Raw genomic sequence first — 15,482 nt, 5'->3', positions numbered from 1 at the left:
CAGGTCGCCAAAGCCCTGTTCGAACACGGCGCCGCCGACCGGGTCATCGTCGCCGGCATGCCCAAACTACGCGCGGCAATGCACCTGGACACCGTGTTCACCTTCGCCGACCGCGACATCGTCACCCTCTACCCGCGCATCATGGACGCCGTCCGCACCTTCACCCTCCGCCCCGCCGACAACACCGCAGGCCTCCACGTCACCGCCGAGGACGGCCGCGCGTTCACCGACGTCGTCGCCCAAGCCCTCGGGCTGCCCGCGCTCCGCGTAATCGAGACCGGCGGCGACCAATACGCCTCCGAACGCCAGCAATGGGACAGCGGCAACAACGCCGTCGCCGTCGAACCCGGCGTCGTCTTCACCTACGACCGCAACACCACCACCAACACCCTCCTGCGCAAAGCAGGCGTCGAAGTCGTCACCATCGTCGGCGCCGAACTAGGCCGAGGACGCGGCGGCGGACACTGCATGACCTGCCCCATCACCCGCGACCCCATCGACTACTGACCCGGCTCGTCGGCACGCGAAAGAACCGGTGCGGGACCGGTGTTCACAGCGGTACGGGATGGTCCAGCGCCCCTCCTGCGACCGCGACAACCCGGGGACAGGCATGGTGCACCGGTCGGACGGGCAGCGAACAATCATGAGACTGCTCCGCGACTTGGCCACCGCCCCTCGCCCAGGCACCCCGCACGCCGACGCACGGTGGGTGTGGTACGCCGTGGCCGCGCTGGACTGCGTACCCGCCCTGCGACCGGCGTCCGCGCTTCTCATCACCGGAGGCCTTGCGGCGGCGCCGGCCCTGCGCCCCGGACACCGCCGAGTGCAGGCAGGTGAGTTGGCCGGCGCCGGGTTGTACGCGGTCTCGCTCGCCGAACGCCTGCGCGGCCGCAGCGGGCCCGGCCGCATCTGGGCCCTCGGTGGGCTGGCGCTGCTCGGCAGACCGGGACGCACACTCGCACACTGAAACGCCACCGGCGCCCGCGAGTCCCTCTGCCACGACATTCCGAGCCGCCGGGGCAGCCGAGAGAGCAGGACACCGCTACAGGCTGGTACGCAGGCGGCAACCTCGGGAAGGACCTTTGATGCCGAAGTCCCCGATCGAGGGCCTTGCCACCGACGGACGAGGCAACGTCCTCGCCGCGTTCTTCCCCGGGACGGAAGACGCACCACCCGAAGACGCACCAATGCCGCTGTCCCTGGTGGCTCTGCGGCACGACCACAGAATCCTGCTGGTCTTCGACCGGCAGCGCCGATCCTGGGAGTTGCCGGGAGGAATGATCGAGCCGGCTGAGAGCCCGCGCCAGGCCGCCCTGCGGGAACTACGGGAAGAGACCGGCCAGCGAGCGGACGAACTCGCGTTCGCGGGCTACGCCAAGTTCGTGCTGGGGACCGAGAGACGTACCGAATACGGTGCGCTGTTCGTCGGCCGCACCACACGCCCCCGTCCGTTCCAGGGCAACGACGAAGTCCAACAGGTCACCTGGTGGGACCCCGGCAGCGCATCCCCGGGTCCCACCGACTCGCTCGACATCTGCCTTGCGCGCCTGGTGGTTTCCCACTGCTGGACCGGCAAGGCAGCCGGGGCGCCTGCTCACGGGCCGTCGGACTCGACGAATCCCGCGCGGCCGTGACAGGTCACGTGCCGGCGGTGGGATCCAACGCAGTGGCGTCGCCGGTGCCGAGGAGCAGTTCGTGGACCCCGCACACGGCCAGCACCCGTGCGGGGTGCTGGCGTACACCGCTGATGCGGAACGTGCGGCGGCGTTCGCGGCTTTGGCGTTGCCGGCCTATGAGGAAGTGCACGCCGGTGGAGTCCGGGAAGTCCACACCTGTCAGATCGACCCGCACCGGCCCGTCGTACCCGGCCAGCCGACGGGTGGCCGCAGCAAGGGGCGCGCGGCGAGTCGGGTCAGGCGGGCGCCGTCAGTCGGACGCCGACAACGGCACGGTGGCGACGACGGTCTTGCCGTCCGAGTGCCGCACCGTGCGGACCCCACCGGTCAGACGCCGCACAATCTGCAGTCCGTAGCCGCCTGCCTCGGCAGGTGAGTCGGCCTCGCGCGGCAGCGTGTGCGAGCGGTCCCGCACCGCGACGGTGACGCCGCCGACGGCGACGAACACCGAGAACCGATACGGCCCCGTGGCGTGCCGCAGCGCGTTCGACAACAACTCCCCCGCCACCAGCAACACGTCCCTGAGCACGCCGGCGGACACCACCCCCGCCTCCACAAAAGGCTTCAGAAAAGCACGTACCCGCATACGTGCCGAACGCACAGGCGACGGACTCGGATCGTCACCTCTGCCGCTGATAGACACGACCAGCAACGAGGGCCAGGCGCGGCGGTCGCCACCACCGTCGAAGTCCATGCGCGGAGGCTACCGCGCTTGGCACAATCGATCACGATGTCCATCCGCCCCGGGCACGCCGCTGTCGGTCTCAGCGCAGACCCTGGAAGGCATAGAGGGCGCCGACGCCGGCGGCGACGGAGCCCAGCAGGTACCGCAGGGCGGTTTCCGGCAGACGAGGCTGGAGGACGGCGCCGAGGTACCCGCCGGCCAGCCCGCCCACTCCGCAGGCCACTCCGGTCCACCAGTGCGGGGCGGTGTCGCCGCTCGACGCGAGGGACAGCAGAGCGAAGGTCGCCGCGCCAACGACCGAGGTGACGAAGGTGGCTGCCAGTGCCGCCGGGGCGACGACGGCGACGGGCATGCCCCGGCCGACCAGGATCGGGCCGAGCAGCGAGCCGCCGCCGATCCCGTAGATGCCCCCGACGACACCCACCGCCGCGGCCAGCCTCCTCGTGGCGCGGGGCGAGGGCCGGCCCGTCGGACGGTGGGCGGGCGCCGGGCCGCGCAGGGTACGCAGGCACAGCCAAAGACCGAGCGGAAGCAGGAAGACCGCGATGAACAGGCGGAAGACCCGCGGGCCGGGGACGGCGAACACCCGGATGACGGCGCCGGCCACCACGCCCGGCACGGTGCCCGCGATCAACAAGCGTGTCAGCGGCCCGCCGAGCCGCCCGGATTTGCGGTAGCGCCACAGCGCGCCCGGACCGGCCACGACGTTGAACAGCAGGTTCGTCGGTGTGACCGCCGGACTCGGCACCCCCAACACGCTGACCTGCGCCGGCAGCAGGAATACCGCACCGGAGACACCCACAGGTGCCGTGACCAGGGAGATCAGCAGTCCCGCCACGAGCCCGAGCACCACTGTCGACCAGTCCATCGCGCAGGCTCCCCACCTTGATCTGCGCGCAAGTATCGACCGGCCCTCGAAACGTCCGCCGACCAGGTACCTCTCGTTCTCATGAAGACCGACACGAACACCGACATGAACACCGACCTGCGTGCGATCGAGGCAACCCAAACCCGTGCACAATCGCTACCGGAAGTCGCGTGGACAGTGCGGTGCAGCCCGCGCGCCTGCGTGCCGTCGGGGTCTTGACGCGCCAGGACATGGACACCGCGATACGCGGGACCAAGCAGTCGATCACCTGTGCGCCGTCCGTACCCTGACGACGCGGAAAAGTCGCCGGCGCCGCCCTCAACCGCCGCCTTCGCCGCCGCGGTTCCCTCCGTCCTTTTCGCCGCCGTCCTCCCCCGGCCGGCGGTCGACCTCGACCGGTTCCAGCGGCCGGGTGGCGGGGCCGTTGAGCACCGCGCCGTCCACACCGAACCGCGAGCCGTGGCACGGGCAGTCCCAGGTACGTTCGGCGTCGTTGAACTGCACGGTGCAGCCCAGGTGGGTGCAGTTTGCCGAGACGGCCCGTAGCCCGGTCCCCGGGTCGTGGTAGACGGCGGCCCGGCGCCCGCGGACTCGGAGGACCCGGCCTGTGCCGGGCGCGACCTGCAAAGCGCCGTCGAGCTTCGGCAGGCGGATCCGGTCGCCGACGAAGTGCCGTGCCACGCCGGCCTGCGCCTTGACGAAAGGCAGCGCTTCCCGCAGCGGGTGCAGTCGGCGCGGGTCGTAGACGTCGGTCCAGGGGAGCTTCGCGCCGGTGATCATCCCGGCGAGCAGTCGGCCGGCCATGACGCCACCGCTCATGCCCCATCCATCGAAGCCGGTGGCCACATATACGTGCTTGGTGCCGGGGTGGAAGTAACCGACATAGGGCATGCCGTCGGTGGTGGAGGCGTCCTGCGCCGCCCAGCGGTACATGGGCCGGAGGCTCGGGAAGCGGTCGCGCGCCCACTGCGCCAGCCGGCCGTGCCGGCGCTCGACGCCGCGCGCCCCCGGGGTGAACTTCTCACCGGTCAGGATGAGCAGCCGCTGCCCGTCTTCCGACGACGGCGCGCTGCGAACCGAGCGGGTGCGCGTTTCCGGGGAGACATACATGCCGTCCGGCGCGTCACTCGCAGGAACCAGCCCCGCGACCACCAGCTCACGTACCGGGCGCAGCCGGGCGAACAGCAACGCGCGGTCGAAGACCGGGTAGTGCGTGGCCACCACGACATCGCGGGCGGTGACCTGCACCCCGCTCTCGGTGGTGACGCGGCAGGGCGTGCCTTCGCTGAGCCCGACGACGCGGGAGTCCTCGAAGATCTGGCCGCCGTGGGCCAAGATGTCCGCCACGAGCGCGAGGAGGTACTTACGCGGGTGGAACTGCACCTGGTCAGGCACCCGGACCGCGCCGAGGACGGGGAACGGGAGGTCCGTCTCCTCGGTGAACACGGCATCCAAGCCTGCCTCGCACGCGGCGGCGGCTTCGGCGCGCACCTCGTCGCGTACCTCGGGCGATTCGGCGTACACGTACGCTGGCGCGCGCTCCAGGTCGCAGTCGATGCCGAGTTCGTCGGCCGTCGCGACGACGTGCTCGACGGCCTCCTGCTGCGAGCGGGCATACAGCCGGGCCGTCTCGCGGCCGGCCTCGCGGATCAAGCGGGCATACCTGAGGCCGTGGAGCGAGCTGACCTTTCCGGTGGTGTGTCCGGTCACGGACTCGGCCACCCGAAGCGCCTCGACGAGGGCCACCCGCCGCCCGGCGCGACTCAATTCCCATGCCGTGCACAGGCCGGCGATACCGCCGCCCACGACGGCCACGTCCACGTCCACGGGCTCGCTGAGCGGCGGATGATTCCCGCCCTGGGTTGTCGCCATCCAGTACGACTCGTACCGTTCGGTCTCCCGCCGCATGGCCGACCTCCGTTCCCGACGGCGATGTGCCTGCTCAGGCGGATGTCCGCGACGCTCCCGGCCAAACCCGGAGCGGGAGACCACCGCAGCTGACCGGAGCCCTGGCGGCGGTCCCAGTAGTGGCTGTGCGGCAGTCTCCGTCAGCCTCGAACCGCCGCGCCGTAGGGCGTCAGGGCGCGTCCCCCGCTCAGCGACCGCTCCATGGGGCCGGGTTCAGGCTGCTGCACACCCCTGCCCAGGGCCGCAGGCCGGCGTGCGGCGCGCAGCGATTCGGCCAGCGCGGGGAGTTCCCCCGCACCTGCCGCCGCGGCGAGGTGCGGAAACAGCTCTCGTTCCTGCGCGGCCGCGTGTTCGTGGGCCTCGAATACCAGTCGAGTCACCAGCAGGTCGAACTGGGCGTCGTCGGGCTCGTGTTCGGCCAGGTCGGTCAGGCAGTGACCGATCCGCACGTGTTCGGCGAGCCCGTCGGCCGCCAGATCCCGGCCGCCGGGGACCCTTCGCCGCACCGCAGGATACAAGAATCGTGACTCCGCCTCGGCGTGCCGGGCCAGTTCGGCCGTGATGCTGCCGACAGCGCGCTTTCGGCGCGGATCACCCCACGGCGTGGATTGGATCAGTTGGCACAGGCCGTCGATCCTGCGGTGATCCTCGGTCAGTTCGGATATCAGATCCTTCGCGGTCGGCATAGCGGTGCCTCGCGATCCCTTCTCTCGGGTCATGCGTGCGGAGATGCCTCGCAGATTCCGAGGCGTCTTGGACAACGCTGCCCGTGCTCTGCCGGCCTACGCGTCGACCGGGTCCCGGAGCGCCCCCGAACACGCCATTTCGAGGACGAAGCCGCTTCGGATCCTCGCCGGCAGACGTCGCAGCGAAATGCGGAGGTCCTGGTCCGGTACGTCGTAGTCGAGCCGGGCCAAACGGGGGACGAGAGTGGCGAGCAGCGCGACGGTGATGTCCTCCCCGGGGCAGCGGTGACCCGTGGACCGGTCGCCCCCACCTTGCGGGATCAGCTCGTCACGGCCGGGCGGCACGTCGAGGAACCGGTCGGGATCGAACGCGTACGGCTGGTCCCAGAGTTCGTCGCTGTGGTGCTGTCCGTAGACGTCGAGCAGCACCATCGTGTCCGCGGGAATGTCCTCGTCTTGCCAACGCAGGTCTGTGGCAGCGAGGCCGCCGAGATACGGGGCGAAGGGATAGAAGCGGCGCAGCTCGTGTGCGAATGCGACCGCGTAGGGCGTGTCGTCGTGGCGGAGGCGCTTGCGCAGATGCGGCCACCGGTGCAGCGCGTGGCCGGCGTACGCGATGAACCAGGAGATGGCCACGGTCGGGCGGATGACGTTCAGCAGTTCGACGGCGGCCGTGTGCCGGTCCAAAGGCCGGCCGTCGACGTCCCGGTGCTTGGCGATGACGTCGACCACGGAGCCGGTGGGGACGGTGGCGTGGCCTGAGCGCACGCGTTCGACCAGGTCCTCCAACCAGCGCTCGCGGCGCTTGCGGACGGCGCGAGCCCGCCAGTGCCTGGGCCCGGCGGTGCCGAAGCCGTCGACCATCGCGACCAAGTCCGAGGCGAGGCGGTCCGTGTCGTCCGGGCCCAGCGGGACCGCCGCCCAGGCGCACACCGCGCGTGTGAGGACACGGGGCACTTCGTCGAAGAGAACGACCGAGGGACGCTCGGCCCAGGCTTCCACCGCGTCGTCCCAGCACTCGGCCGCGTGGCGGGCCAACTCGGCCACCTCGCGCGGTTCGGTGAGCAGCGACAGGAACATGTCCTTGCGCTGCCGGTGCGCGGGGCCGTCGAGTGTGTGGACCGCGCCGTGTCCGAAGAGCGTGCTCAACACGGGCTCGGGCATGGCCCCGGCACGGCGTACGTGGTCCTCGTCGTAGAAGAACCGCACCGCCTCGGGGCCGCGCAGCGCGGCCGCCTGGCGCCCCAGAACACGCGTTCGCAGCAGTGGCCCGGGGTTGCGGCGCCGCAGATCGGGCAGCCAGGCGTAGCCCTTCGCCAGCGCAGATGCCGAACGGTCCAGGATGGGTCGGCCAACAGTCATGGCAGGGCGGGTGCCCTGCGTGGGCTGCCGGAAACACGCGGACCTCCCGCGCGGCGGTGTCGTGCGGCCGCGCGAGGATTGTTGCCGTGCCGGTCACGTGGGTGGGCGGCGGCCCCGGCCGCCGGATCTGCTGCGCGACGGCAGACGCGTCCGGACGTGGACGGACCGCCCCGGACGCTCACTCGGGGCGGGCCGGCTTCGGAGTACCCGCGGGCGCCAGGAGGGCGGCAATCTGCCGGGCGGTGTCGTCGAGGCTGTCGGCGAGGTGCCGTATGTGGTGGCGGCCGTAGCTGTCGGTCGACCAGCCCACGTCGTCCATCGCCCGGACAGCCAGGCGTAGTTGCCCGGCGGCTGCCGCCAACTGCCGCTTCAGGGCGGCGAGTGCCTGCGGATCGTGGTCCATCGCGTTCTCTCCCCACCGCGTCGTCCCGGGTTCCCCGGTGCCTGCCCGAACCTGGGCGGCTCATACGGCGTCTGTGTCAGGTGTCGGTGTCCCGCCCATGCTCGGGGCGTTCCTTGCGGAGTTCCTCGTTGATGCGGAGCGCTTCCCCGAGTTGGTCCTCGAGGATGACGATGCGGCACGCGGCTTCGACGGGGGTGCCCTGGTCGATCAGCTCGCGGGCGCGCCGGGCGACGCGCAGCTGGTAGCGCGAGTAGCGGCGATGGCCGCCCTCGGAGCGCAGCGGGGTGATCAGGCGCGCCTCACCGAGGGCGCGTAGGAATCCGGGCGTGGCGCCGATCATCTCGGCGGCGCGGCCCATGGTGTAGGCGGGGTAGTCGTCGTCGTCGAACGCGTCGCGGCGATCGATGGGGTTACTGAAGGGCACTGCACCTCTTCAAAACGGTCCTTCTCCATACTCGGGCCGGGTCGGGTCCGGGGCCGAGGAATCCCGGCAACGGCGAACGCGTCGAGGGGCCCTGGCGCCGTACCGGCACCAGGGCCCCGAAAGGGCTTCCCACCATCTACCGACCGCTCAGGGCCGGCCTTCGTCGTCCGCACTCGCCCACGGGGCGGGGGTGCGGGGATCGTGACTGCGCGACCGAGGGGCACGTTCCCACCCGGGGCCTGCGCTTCCCGTCGGCCCCTGCCGGGCCGGACGAGCGATCCTGATGGCGTCCACTCCTTCCTTCGCCGGGTTCCACAAACGGAACCTCTACGGGTCATTTCGGGAACTGCGATTCCACGGTGTTGCGGTGTCCTGCCTCGTCATCCTTCTTACCGGCCGCTGCGCGGCGGCCGGTCAGTCAGCCGCCCTGTTCGTTGGTACGGGCCCAGGGGCCCTTCCGTGCTCCATGTCTCGGGGCCGCGTCACCGAAGCCCACTGCTCGGTGCGCCAGTTCATCCTCTGCCGCGCCCGTCGACTCTTGGCTACAACAGAAACACTAGTGGCACGATCTCGCAATGCCTACTTCCGCCGTCACAGATTTTCTCTCGTGTCGGTGTCGGTGTCGGTGTCGGTGTCGGTGTCGGCGAGGACAGGGCATGGCACGCGGCCCCTTACGCGGTTACCTCTGTTGCGTTCCGGTGGAGTCCGCGCCGGTGATGGTGCGCAGGGCGTCGCGACTGCGGTCCCACACCGCGGCGACCGGTCCAAGGGCGATGCTCTTCGCCGCGCTCTCGGTGCCCGGGTGGGGGCGGGTGGGGGCGAGCGCCTCGGCGGCTTTGACGGCGTCGGCCATCGCGGCGAGGGCGGCGGTGTCGCCCTGGCGTCGCAGGTGCACGAACTCGTAGCGTTCCTCCGCCCGTGCATGTTCCATGACCGAGGTGCGCAGGCTCAGCAAAATCGGCATGAACCTCGGGTCGTCCGGCTCCAGTTCCTCCAGGCGCGCGAGGGCCTCCTTCGCCTCGCGTTCCTCGGCGAGGCGTTCCGCCACGATGTCCTTCCCACCGTCGACCGTCCGGCGCAGGTAGGGGTGGACGACCTCCTCCTCGGCCGTCTCGTGGACCGCGAGGAGGCGGACCAGGCGGCGGAAAGCGTCCGCGCGTTTCTCGCCACCGCACTCTCGACCTCGTCGAACAGATTGCGGATCCAACCGTGTTGGGCCAGCAGCAGGGCGACGACGTCGTGGTCCGGGTCAGGGGCGGTCTGCGGCGCGGCGTGTGCGCGGGTGGTGGTCATGACTTCTCCCGCAGGCTCTTGACCGGGTGCTTGCCTTCGGTCTCCAAGCGGTGTTCGCGGCCGAACGCCTCCTGGTGCATGGTCATCACCCGGTCACTCGGCGGAGGCTGCTCGCCGTTGAGCGCCTCCTGCATCGACGCGAACCGCTCATGGGCCTCGCGGACGTACCCGGTCCCCAGCGTGGTCAGGTCCAGTTCGTCGGCGATGAGGTCACGCAGGTACTGCTTGTTCGGCTCGAACGTCACCGGGGCGGGCAGTTCGGGGGCGAGGACATCCTCCGGTTCGCGGCCGTCGTGTTCACGCATCAGGTCGCACGCCAGCCGCAGGTGCTCCAGCTCCATGTTCAGCACCGTCTCCTTCCACGGAAAGCGACGGCGGCGGACCGATGTCGCCCCGCGGCTACCCACCGCCCCCCGCCCGAACCCCCTGCCGGCCAACGGGGCCGATGGGCTTGTGCGGTGTCTCGCATCCCGGGGACCGCATGCGCCCGATCGGGGACCTGTCAAAGTCCGGCTGCCGATGCCCGCTTCGGGTCAGTCCCAGGAGTGGTCGGGGTGGCCTCGGGTGCGCAGACGCCGCTTCATCTCCGCCTCGTACAAGTGGCGTCGGCCGCCTACCAGATCGTCGCGCAGTTGCTGCTCGGCGTCGGCGAACGGCTCGTAGTAGGTGCGGTCGTAGGCCTCGACGATCTGGAACGTCCAGTGCCCCGGAATCACGTTGCGGCCGGCGATCTCCGTGGCCAGGACCCGCGCGGCGTCGTGGTGGCCCGCCTGCCGCAGCTTTTCCACGGCGTCGTGGAGGATCCGGTCCGCGCTGCCGGTGAGCTGATGGAACGCGTACAGGTGCCCGCGGGCGCGGGCTGTGTACTCCCAGGCCTCCGACACCCGGCCAAGGGCCTCGATCGTGGCGTCGTCCACACCGTCGGGGCGTCGGTGGGCGTCCTGCCGGCCGGGCGGGGCGGAATCGGAGACGGGATCGGACACCGCAATCAGCTCCTGACCTCGACCGGAACCGCCATCCTCGCCCGTGCCCGCCGCCTTCGAGGTACGACTTACCGACAGCCACGCCGGAACTCACCCGTTCGGGGGCTTGGTGGGCGAATGCGGGCCGACGCGAAGGAACCGGTCGTACCGGCATGCAGGCCACTGCGGCGGGCGGCGGCACGACGTCCGAACAGCACAGCCCGTGGAGGTTCCGGGTCGGACGCAGACCTTGGATCACTCCGCGGACGCGGCGCGTGGAACCGTCTCGGCGGCGGGTTCGAGGCCGTCGCGCAGCCGGGCGAGAACGCTGTTGAGGAGGCGCGAGATGTGCATCTGCGAAACCCCCAGCCGTCGACCGATCTGGCTTTGGGTCAGCTCTTCCCAGAACCGCATCTTCAGGATCTGCTGGTCGCGCGTGTCGAGTCCGGCGATCAGCGGGCGGACGGATTCGCGGAAGTCGACCAGGCTGTAGGCGGCTTCGTCTTCGCCGATCCGGTCGGCGAGGGCGCGCGCGGGACTGTGTGACGTGCCGGTGCCGGCGGACGTGTCCAGGGAGTCGACCCGGTAGGCCCGGTCCGCGTCCCGCCCGCAGGTCACGTCTTCTTCGCTGACGCCCAGATGCGCGGCGATCTCGGCGTCGGTCGCGTCGCAACCGGTCTGCTGGTGAAGGGTGTCGGCGGCGCGGGTGACGGCGGCGCGGGTGACGGCGGCGCGGGTGACGGCGAGGAACAGCTCTTGCCGGCCGCGGGGCACGTGCACGGGCCAGCAGGTGTCCCGGAACAGCCGTTTGACCTCGCCGCGGATGGTGGGCAGCGCGAAGGAAGCGAACGCGATGCCGCGCCCGGGATCGAACGCGTCGATTGCTTTGATCAGCCCGACCGTCCCGGTCTGCAACACGTCCTCGCGCGCCGCCGCTCGGTTGGTGAGCGTGCGCGTCGCATAGCGCACCAGCGCCATGTTCAGCTCCACCAGCCGGGACCGGACGCGGCCGTACTGGTCGGATTCCTGGTTCAACGTGCGGAGCCGGCGCAACAAAGCGTCGCTGGCGGCCCGCGCTTGGCCGGTGTCCAGCGCGCGGACCTCTTGCGCGGTCCACGAGAGCGCCTCCGCGCACACGTCGTCGCCGGGCGCGTTCGCGGGTTGGGCGGCGGGAGTGCGGTCGAGGACGGCGGACGACGGGGTGGGGTGGGGCATGGGTGTTTGCTCCTTCGCAGAGCCGGCGCCCGCCCGAATGGCGGGAAGGTCCGCATCTCCCGGCTGCTTCAGGCGCTGCGACCCCCGGCACCATGTGCCTGTGGGGCGGCGTCTGGTACCGCCCCGACGCACCCGGCTCGCGGGCGCGTAGGTACCCCCGTACCCGATACCGGACGATCACACGCATCACCGACAGATCAGGTCCCACCGGAGCGCAGCACGGCAGCCCACCTGCGTTGGGCGGCGTCGCGCACGGCGGACGTGCGTTTCCCTCGGCGAGCCGCAGTGATCAGCGGGTGTCCGAGGGCCCGCCCGCCTCGTTCGCGCCGTCGGCGTGCAGGGTTTGGGGCAGCCCGACGACGTCCAACAGGTGTTCGACCTGGGAGGAGACAGCCACGATGTCGAACGCGGCCCCGGCCTGGACGGCGGCGTTGCGGGCGGCCAGCAGCGCTTTCAACCCCATCGAGTCGCAGAACGCCACCCCGGACATGTCCACACGCAACGCCGCCGGGCCGTCGTCCATCGCCGCCAGCAGGGCAGTTCGGAACACCTCGGCGTTCTCCATGTCGATCTCCCCGCTCACGGCGACGAGGACGCCGTCGGAGTCCCGGGTGGTCACGACGGTCAGCGGAGGCAGGTCTTGGGGGGTCATTCGCGTAACCCTAGGCTGTGACGCCGTCGCCCACCGCGGGCGCGCTCAGCGAGCGAGGGTGCAGCCGGTTTTGCGCCGGGCCGGACGGGTAGCCGCCCGGCCCGGCACGGGGACACCGGCGTGCTCCAGCCGATGAGTGGCGGCCGGCACACCGGACCGGTCAGGTAGCCTGCCGCCGGGCGAAGGGTCCACGCAGACCGGAAAAGGGGGCCGAAAGCCTTGGCACACCTGCAGTCCCTCGTCCTCGAACTCGGCGAGTCCACCGGGGCCGTGCACCGCGCGCGAGAGCGAGCCCGCGACTTCCTCGACCACGTGCCCGGGCCCGCGCCTGCCGCGGACACAATCCGTGACGTCGTCATGGTGGTCGGCGAACTGGTCGCCAACGCCTACCGGCACGCCACCGGCCCGCGACGGCTCATCCTCGCCGCAGACCCCGAGACGGTCACCGTCGCGGTGGAGGACGGCCGGCCCGACGGTCTCACCCCGCTCCCGGTCGCCCCACCGTCCGGCGGCTTCGGGCTGCTGGTCATACGCCGCCTCAGCCGCGTCGTGGACGTCCATCCCCTCCCCGGCGGGAAACGGGTCACCGCGATCATCCCGCGCCGGCCGAACAGCGCATAGCTCGCCGCGTACCGTCGCCTTCGGCTCCGACCAGCCCGCCGGCCCCGACCGCCGCCGCCAGGTGCGAGGAGTGCAAGACGTCCCGGCCTCGGACGATGCTCGAGTCCGGCCTGGCTTGCGAAAGTCCGGGCACAGAGTCCGAGAACGCTTGCGTCCAGATGCCCACTGCAAGAGGAGCACCGACGATGCCCCACCCCGAGCCGACGTCCGAGCCCGTCGCGCACTATCCGGCCCACTACCTCACCAGCACCGCCCGCTTGTTCGGGTGGGCCGTGGCCACGCACCCCGACGGGAGTGTGCGCCTCTCGCTCCCGGACCGCACCGTATGGGCCCACTTCGCTCCCGACGGCTCCTTCCGGCACGGCACGGCCACTGGCGGAACCACCGCGGACACCCGGCTGGACCTGCGCCAGGTCCTGGACGTCCTCGAGGAACACGGCTCCGCCGTCCCTCCCGCCCCCCACTGACCCGCCACTCGTCGAGGGGGCGGCCGCACAGCCAGGCGAACGCCAGCAGCACAGTGGCCGGCCGACAGGGACATCGTCGGCACCGACAGCACCGGCGAGCCGTTGGTCACCGCGGAGACCAGCAGTGCCATGCACCCCGCCGCCGCGGCCGCCACCACCAGCCCCTGCGGCCGACACACCGTTTGACCTACGCGGGTGAATCTCCCCAGGTGCATCGTCCGCATCCTGCGGTCCAGCCGCCGTCCTCGGGCAGCGACCGTTCGACAGCCTCCAGCACCAGCACCTCGCGGCGGGAGAGCCCGGGATACCGCAACCCGACCCGCCTCCATTCGTGCGGGGCGCGGCCACGCCCGAGCGCCCTTGAGACACGCGCGCGGCACCATGCGGAGGAGCCCGGCGTCCGCGCCCGCGAACCCCCCGCCGCGTCCGCCCTCGTCACGTGGGACGAACTCGCCGCTGCCGCACACCCCGACGACCTCGCGTTCCCGGCCGACAGCGGACCGCCGGACCGGGTCGATCGCAAGGAGCGGAGGCGCTCCTGAGCCTTCGTTGTCAGACGTAGTTGACCTGGAGTTCCTTGATGCCGTTGATCCACGCGTGCCGCAGTCGGCGCGGTTCGGCGGCCTTGCTGATGTCGGGCATGGCGTCGGCGATTGCCTCGAACATCAGGTTGATCTCCATCCTGGCGAGGTTGGCGCCGAGGCAGAAGTGCGGGCCGCCGCCACCGAAGCCCAGGTGCGGGTTGGGGTCACGGGTGATGTCGAACTGGTGTGGGTCGGCGAACACTTCGGGGTCGTGGTTCGCCGAGCTGTAGAACATCCCCACGCGCTGGCCCTGCTTGATCTCCTGCCCGCCCAGCACGGTGTCGGCAGTGGCGGTGCGCTGGAAGGACATGACCGGGGACGAGCAGCGGATGATCTCGTCGGCGGTGGTCTCCGGGCGCGTGGCCTTGTAGAGCTCCCACTGCTCCGGGTTGTCGAAGAACGAGACCATGCCGTGGGTGATCGCATTGCGCGTGGTCTCGTTGCCGGCCACCGCGAGCAGCAGGACGAAGTAGCCGAACTCGTCCGAGCCCAGGGAGCCTTCCGACTCGGCCGCGACCAGCTTGGAGACGATGTCGTTCGCGGGGCATGCCTTGCGGGCTTCGGCCATGCCCATGGCGTACATCATGACCTCGGCGGCCGCTTGCTGGCCGACGGACTGGTCCACGGCGTAGTCGGGGTCGTCATAGCCCATCATCTGGTTGGACCACTCGAAGATGCGGCCGCGGTCCTCCTGGGGGATGCCGATCAACTCGGCGATGGCCTGCAACGGCAGTTCGCAGGCGATCTCGGTGACGAAATCGCCGCCGCCCTTCTTGCGGGACTCGTGGACGATCCGCTCGGCGCGGTCGACCAGCGCGTCCTTGAGGGCGTTGATGGCCCGCGGGGTGAACCCGCGCTGCACGATCGACCGCAGCCGGGTGTGCTCCGGCGGGTCCATGTTGACCATCATGACCTTGACGGCTTCGATGCCGCCGGGGTCCATTCCCTCCGCGAAGCGGATGATCACGTTGTTGCGGTACGCGGAGTACAGCTCCGGTTTGGTGGAGATCTCCTTGACATCCGCGTGTCGGGTGACGAGCCAGTAGCCGTCGTCTCCGAAGTTGGACACCTGCGGGGACTGCGGGATCCACTTGACCGGGGCCGTCCGACGCAGTTCCGCGAGCTCTTCCAGCGGTAGACGCTCGGTGTACAGGTCCGGGTCGGTCGGGTCGAAGCCGTCGTGGACAACCGGACACGTCATGGGGGCCTCCTGGGGCGGGTGCGGGGGCAGTGCTGCGGTTGTACGTGGCAGGTCGCGCCGCCACGGCGGGCGGCGCTGCGGGCTGTGCGGTCCGCGCGGACGTCGGCCCGGCGGGGTCGGGCAGGGCGTTTCAGACGGCACCGGGTGCGGCGGATCTGCCGCTTCGCGGGGCGAGCAGGCGCCGCACGATGTCGAGGAGCACAGCGCGCAGTTCGTCGTCAGGGAGGTGCGGGAACACCGCGACGGCGGAGTAGATGCCGCCCATCGCGACGGTCGAGGCGACCCGGAACTCGACGGGCCGCTGGTCGTCGTCCAGGACGCTGCGCACGCGTGCGGTGACCGACTCGAGCCGCGGCCTGATCGCCGGGTGCCTGCCGACGGACACGTCGCGGTCGAGGATGACCGCGAGCGTCCGGTAGCGGAGCAGGAAGTCGACGTACCCCTCGAACAGGAGGCGCTGGCGGGCCGCTTGGCC

At 70.9% G+C, this 15,482-nt stretch carries 18 protein-coding genes and 2 pseudogenes; 5 read left to right on the top strand and 15 right to left on the bottom strand.

Annotated elements, in window-relative coordinates:
* The 3 genes from AB0C36_RS39930 to AB0C36_RS39920 all read left to right on the top strand — a co-directional run.
* On the top strand, window positions 1-507 hold a 507-nt coding region (locus AB0C36_RS39930), incomplete at its 5' end, for an arginine deiminase family protein (protein ID WP_358363880.1).
* 136 nt (window positions 508-643) lie between these two features.
* Window positions 644-967 carry a hypothetical protein gene (locus AB0C36_RS39925; protein WP_358363878.1) on the top strand — a complete coding sequence of 108 codons (324 nt, stop codon included), beginning with the start codon at window positions 644-646 and terminating at the stop codon, window positions 965-967.
* Between the two features lie 118 nt (window positions 968-1,085).
* Window positions 1,086-1,634: an NUDIX domain-containing protein gene (locus tag AB0C36_RS39920; protein ID WP_358363876.1), complete on the top strand. Its 549-nt coding sequence runs from the start codon at window positions 1,086-1,088 to the stop codon at window positions 1,632-1,634.
* 4 nt (window positions 1,635-1,638) lie between these two features.
* Here the strand turns inward: AB0C36_RS39920 and AB0C36_RS39915 are convergent.
* The 13 genes and pseudogenes from AB0C36_RS39915 to AB0C36_RS39855 form a co-directional block, all read right to left on the bottom strand.
* Window positions 1,639-1,878: pseudogene (locus AB0C36_RS39915) on the bottom strand (STAS domain-containing protein); the annotation flags it as partial.
* Window positions 1,879-1,926: 48 nt separating this feature from the next.
* Complete coding sequence (locus tag AB0C36_RS39910) at window positions 1,927-2,262, bottom strand: ATP-binding protein (RefSeq protein WP_358363882.1); 336 nt, start codon at window positions 2,260-2,262, stop codon at window positions 1,927-1,929.
* A gap of 178 nt (window positions 2,263-2,440) precedes the next feature.
* Window positions 2,441-3,229, bottom strand: a complete 789-nt coding sequence (locus AB0C36_RS39905) for a TSUP family transporter (RefSeq protein WP_358363874.1) — start codon at window positions 3,227-3,229, stop codon at window positions 2,441-2,443.
* Between the two features lie 318 nt (window positions 3,230-3,547).
* Entirely contained in the window at window positions 3,548-5,137 is a 1,590-nt protein-coding gene (locus AB0C36_RS39900; RefSeq protein WP_358363872.1) for an FAD-dependent oxidoreductase, read from the bottom strand.
* A gap of 140 nt (window positions 5,138-5,277) precedes the next feature.
* The gene (locus tag AB0C36_RS39895; protein WP_358363870.1) at window positions 5,278-5,823 is read right to left on the bottom strand and encodes a hemerythrin domain-containing protein; all 546 of its coding nucleotides are present in this window, start codon (window positions 5,821-5,823) and stop codon (window positions 5,278-5,280) included.
* Window positions 5,824-5,919: 96 nt separating this feature from the next.
* On the bottom strand, window positions 5,920-7,185 hold the full coding sequence (locus tag AB0C36_RS39890) for a cytochrome P450 (RefSeq protein WP_358363869.1): 1,266 nt from the start codon (window positions 7,183-7,185) through the stop codon (window positions 5,920-5,922).
* Window positions 7,186-7,363: 178 nt separating this feature from the next.
* Entirely contained in the window at window positions 7,364-7,588 is a 225-nt protein-coding gene (locus AB0C36_RS39885) for a hypothetical protein (RefSeq protein WP_358363867.1), read from the bottom strand.
* Window positions 7,589-7,664: 76 nt separating this feature from the next.
* On the bottom strand, window positions 7,665-8,012 hold the full coding sequence (locus AB0C36_RS39880) for a MerR family transcriptional regulator (RefSeq protein WP_358363865.1): 348 nt from the start codon (window positions 8,010-8,012) through the stop codon (window positions 7,665-7,667).
* Window positions 8,013-8,691: 679 nt separating this feature from the next.
* A pseudogene (locus tag AB0C36_RS39875) lies at window positions 8,692-9,305 on the bottom strand (hemerythrin domain-containing protein).
* Window positions 9,302-9,655: a hypothetical protein gene (locus AB0C36_RS39870; protein ID WP_358363864.1), complete on the bottom strand. Its 354-nt coding sequence runs from the start codon at window positions 9,653-9,655 to the stop codon at window positions 9,302-9,304. Before AB0C36_RS39870 ends, AB0C36_RS39875 begins: the two are co-directional and overlap by 4 nt.
* Window positions 9,656-9,838: 183 nt before the next feature.
* Window positions 9,839-10,294: a hypothetical protein gene (locus AB0C36_RS39865; RefSeq protein WP_435839211.1), complete on the bottom strand. Its 456-nt coding sequence runs from the start codon at window positions 10,292-10,294 to the stop codon at window positions 9,839-9,841.
* 228 nt (window positions 10,295-10,522) lie between these two features.
* Entirely contained in the window at window positions 10,523-11,482 is a 960-nt protein-coding gene (locus AB0C36_RS39860) for a sigma-70 family RNA polymerase sigma factor (RefSeq protein WP_358363860.1), read from the bottom strand.
* Window positions 11,483-11,771: 289 nt separating this feature from the next.
* On the bottom strand, window positions 11,772-12,134 hold the full coding sequence (locus tag AB0C36_RS39855; protein WP_358363858.1) for an STAS domain-containing protein: 363 nt from the start codon (window positions 12,132-12,134) through the stop codon (window positions 11,772-11,774).
* A 219-nt stretch (window positions 12,135-12,353) separates the two neighbouring features.
* On the opposite strand from AB0C36_RS39855, the gene AB0C36_RS39850 reads away from it, so the two are divergent.
* Both AB0C36_RS39850 and AB0C36_RS39845 read left to right on the top strand, forming a co-directional pair.
* On the top strand, window positions 12,354-12,755 hold the full coding sequence (locus AB0C36_RS39850) for an ATP-binding protein (RefSeq protein ID WP_358363857.1): 402 nt from the start codon (window positions 12,354-12,356) through the stop codon (window positions 12,753-12,755).
* A 185-nt stretch (window positions 12,756-12,940) separates the two neighbouring features.
* Window positions 12,941-13,222, top strand: coding sequence for a hypothetical protein (locus AB0C36_RS39845; RefSeq protein ID WP_358363855.1), 282 nt, complete (start codon window positions 12,941-12,943; stop codon window positions 13,220-13,222).
* 552 nt (window positions 13,223-13,774) lie between these two features.
* Here the strand turns inward: AB0C36_RS39845 and AB0C36_RS39840 are convergent.
* Both AB0C36_RS39840 and AB0C36_RS39835 read right to left on the bottom strand, forming a co-directional pair.
* Window positions 13,775-15,007: a cytochrome P450 gene (locus AB0C36_RS39840; protein WP_358363853.1), complete on the bottom strand. Its 1,233-nt coding sequence runs from the start codon at window positions 15,005-15,007 to the stop codon at window positions 13,775-13,777.
* Between the two features lie 130 nt (window positions 15,008-15,137).
* The coding region (locus tag AB0C36_RS39835; RefSeq protein WP_358363852.1) for a hypothetical protein at window positions 15,138-15,482 on the bottom strand (345 nt) is incomplete at its 5' end.

Origin of the sequence: Streptodolium elevatio, assembly GCF_040649515.1 — a bacterium.
GTDB lineage: Bacteria > Actinomycetota > Actinomycetes > Streptomycetales > Streptomycetaceae > Yinghuangia > Yinghuangia elevatio.
This window is presented reverse-complemented; position numbering and strand designations above follow the sequence as displayed.

Bases quoted from the DNA above. Each gene is read 5' to 3' on its own strand.
- AB0C36_RS39925 (WP_358363878.1), top strand. From the start codon at position 644: ATGAGACTGCTCCGCGACTTGGCCACCGCCCCTCGCCCAGGCACCCCG.
- AB0C36_RS39920 (WP_358363876.1), top strand. From the start codon at position 1,086: ATGCCGAAGTCCCCGATCGAGGGCCTTGCCACCGACGGACGAGGCAAC.
- AB0C36_RS39910 (WP_358363882.1), bottom strand. From the start codon at position 2,262: ATGCGGGTACGTGCTTTTCTGAAGCCTTTTGTGGAGGCGGGGGTGGTG.
- AB0C36_RS39905 (WP_358363874.1), bottom strand. From the start codon at position 3,229: ATGGACTGGTCGACAGTGGTGCTCGGGCTCGTGGCGGGACTGCTGATC.
- AB0C36_RS39900 (WP_358363872.1), bottom strand. From the start codon at position 5,137: ATGCGGCGGGAGACCGAACGGTACGAGTCGTACTGGATGGCGACAACC.
- AB0C36_RS39895 (WP_358363870.1), bottom strand. From the start codon at position 5,823: ATGCCGACCGCGAAGGATCTGATATCCGAACTGACCGAGGATCACCGC.
- AB0C36_RS39890 (WP_358363869.1), bottom strand. From the start codon at position 7,185: ATGACTGTTGGCCGACCCATCCTGGACCGTTCGGCATCTGCGCTGGCG.
- AB0C36_RS39885 (WP_358363867.1), bottom strand. From the start codon at position 7,588: ATGGACCACGATCCGCAGGCACTCGCCGCCCTGAAGCGGCAGTTGGCG.
- AB0C36_RS39860 (WP_358363860.1), bottom strand. From the start codon at position 11,482: ATGCCCCACCCCACCCCGTCGTCCGCCGTCCTCGACCGCACTCCCGCC.
- AB0C36_RS39855 (WP_358363858.1), bottom strand. From the start codon at position 12,134: ATGACCCCCCAAGACCTGCCTCCGCTGACCGTCGTGACCACCCGGGAC.
- AB0C36_RS39845 (WP_358363855.1), top strand. From the start codon at position 12,941: ATGCCCCACCCCGAGCCGACGTCCGAGCCCGTCGCGCACTATCCGGCC.
- AB0C36_RS39840 (WP_358363853.1), bottom strand. From the start codon at position 15,007: ATGACGTGTCCGGTTGTCCACGACGGCTTCGACCCGACCGACCCGGAC.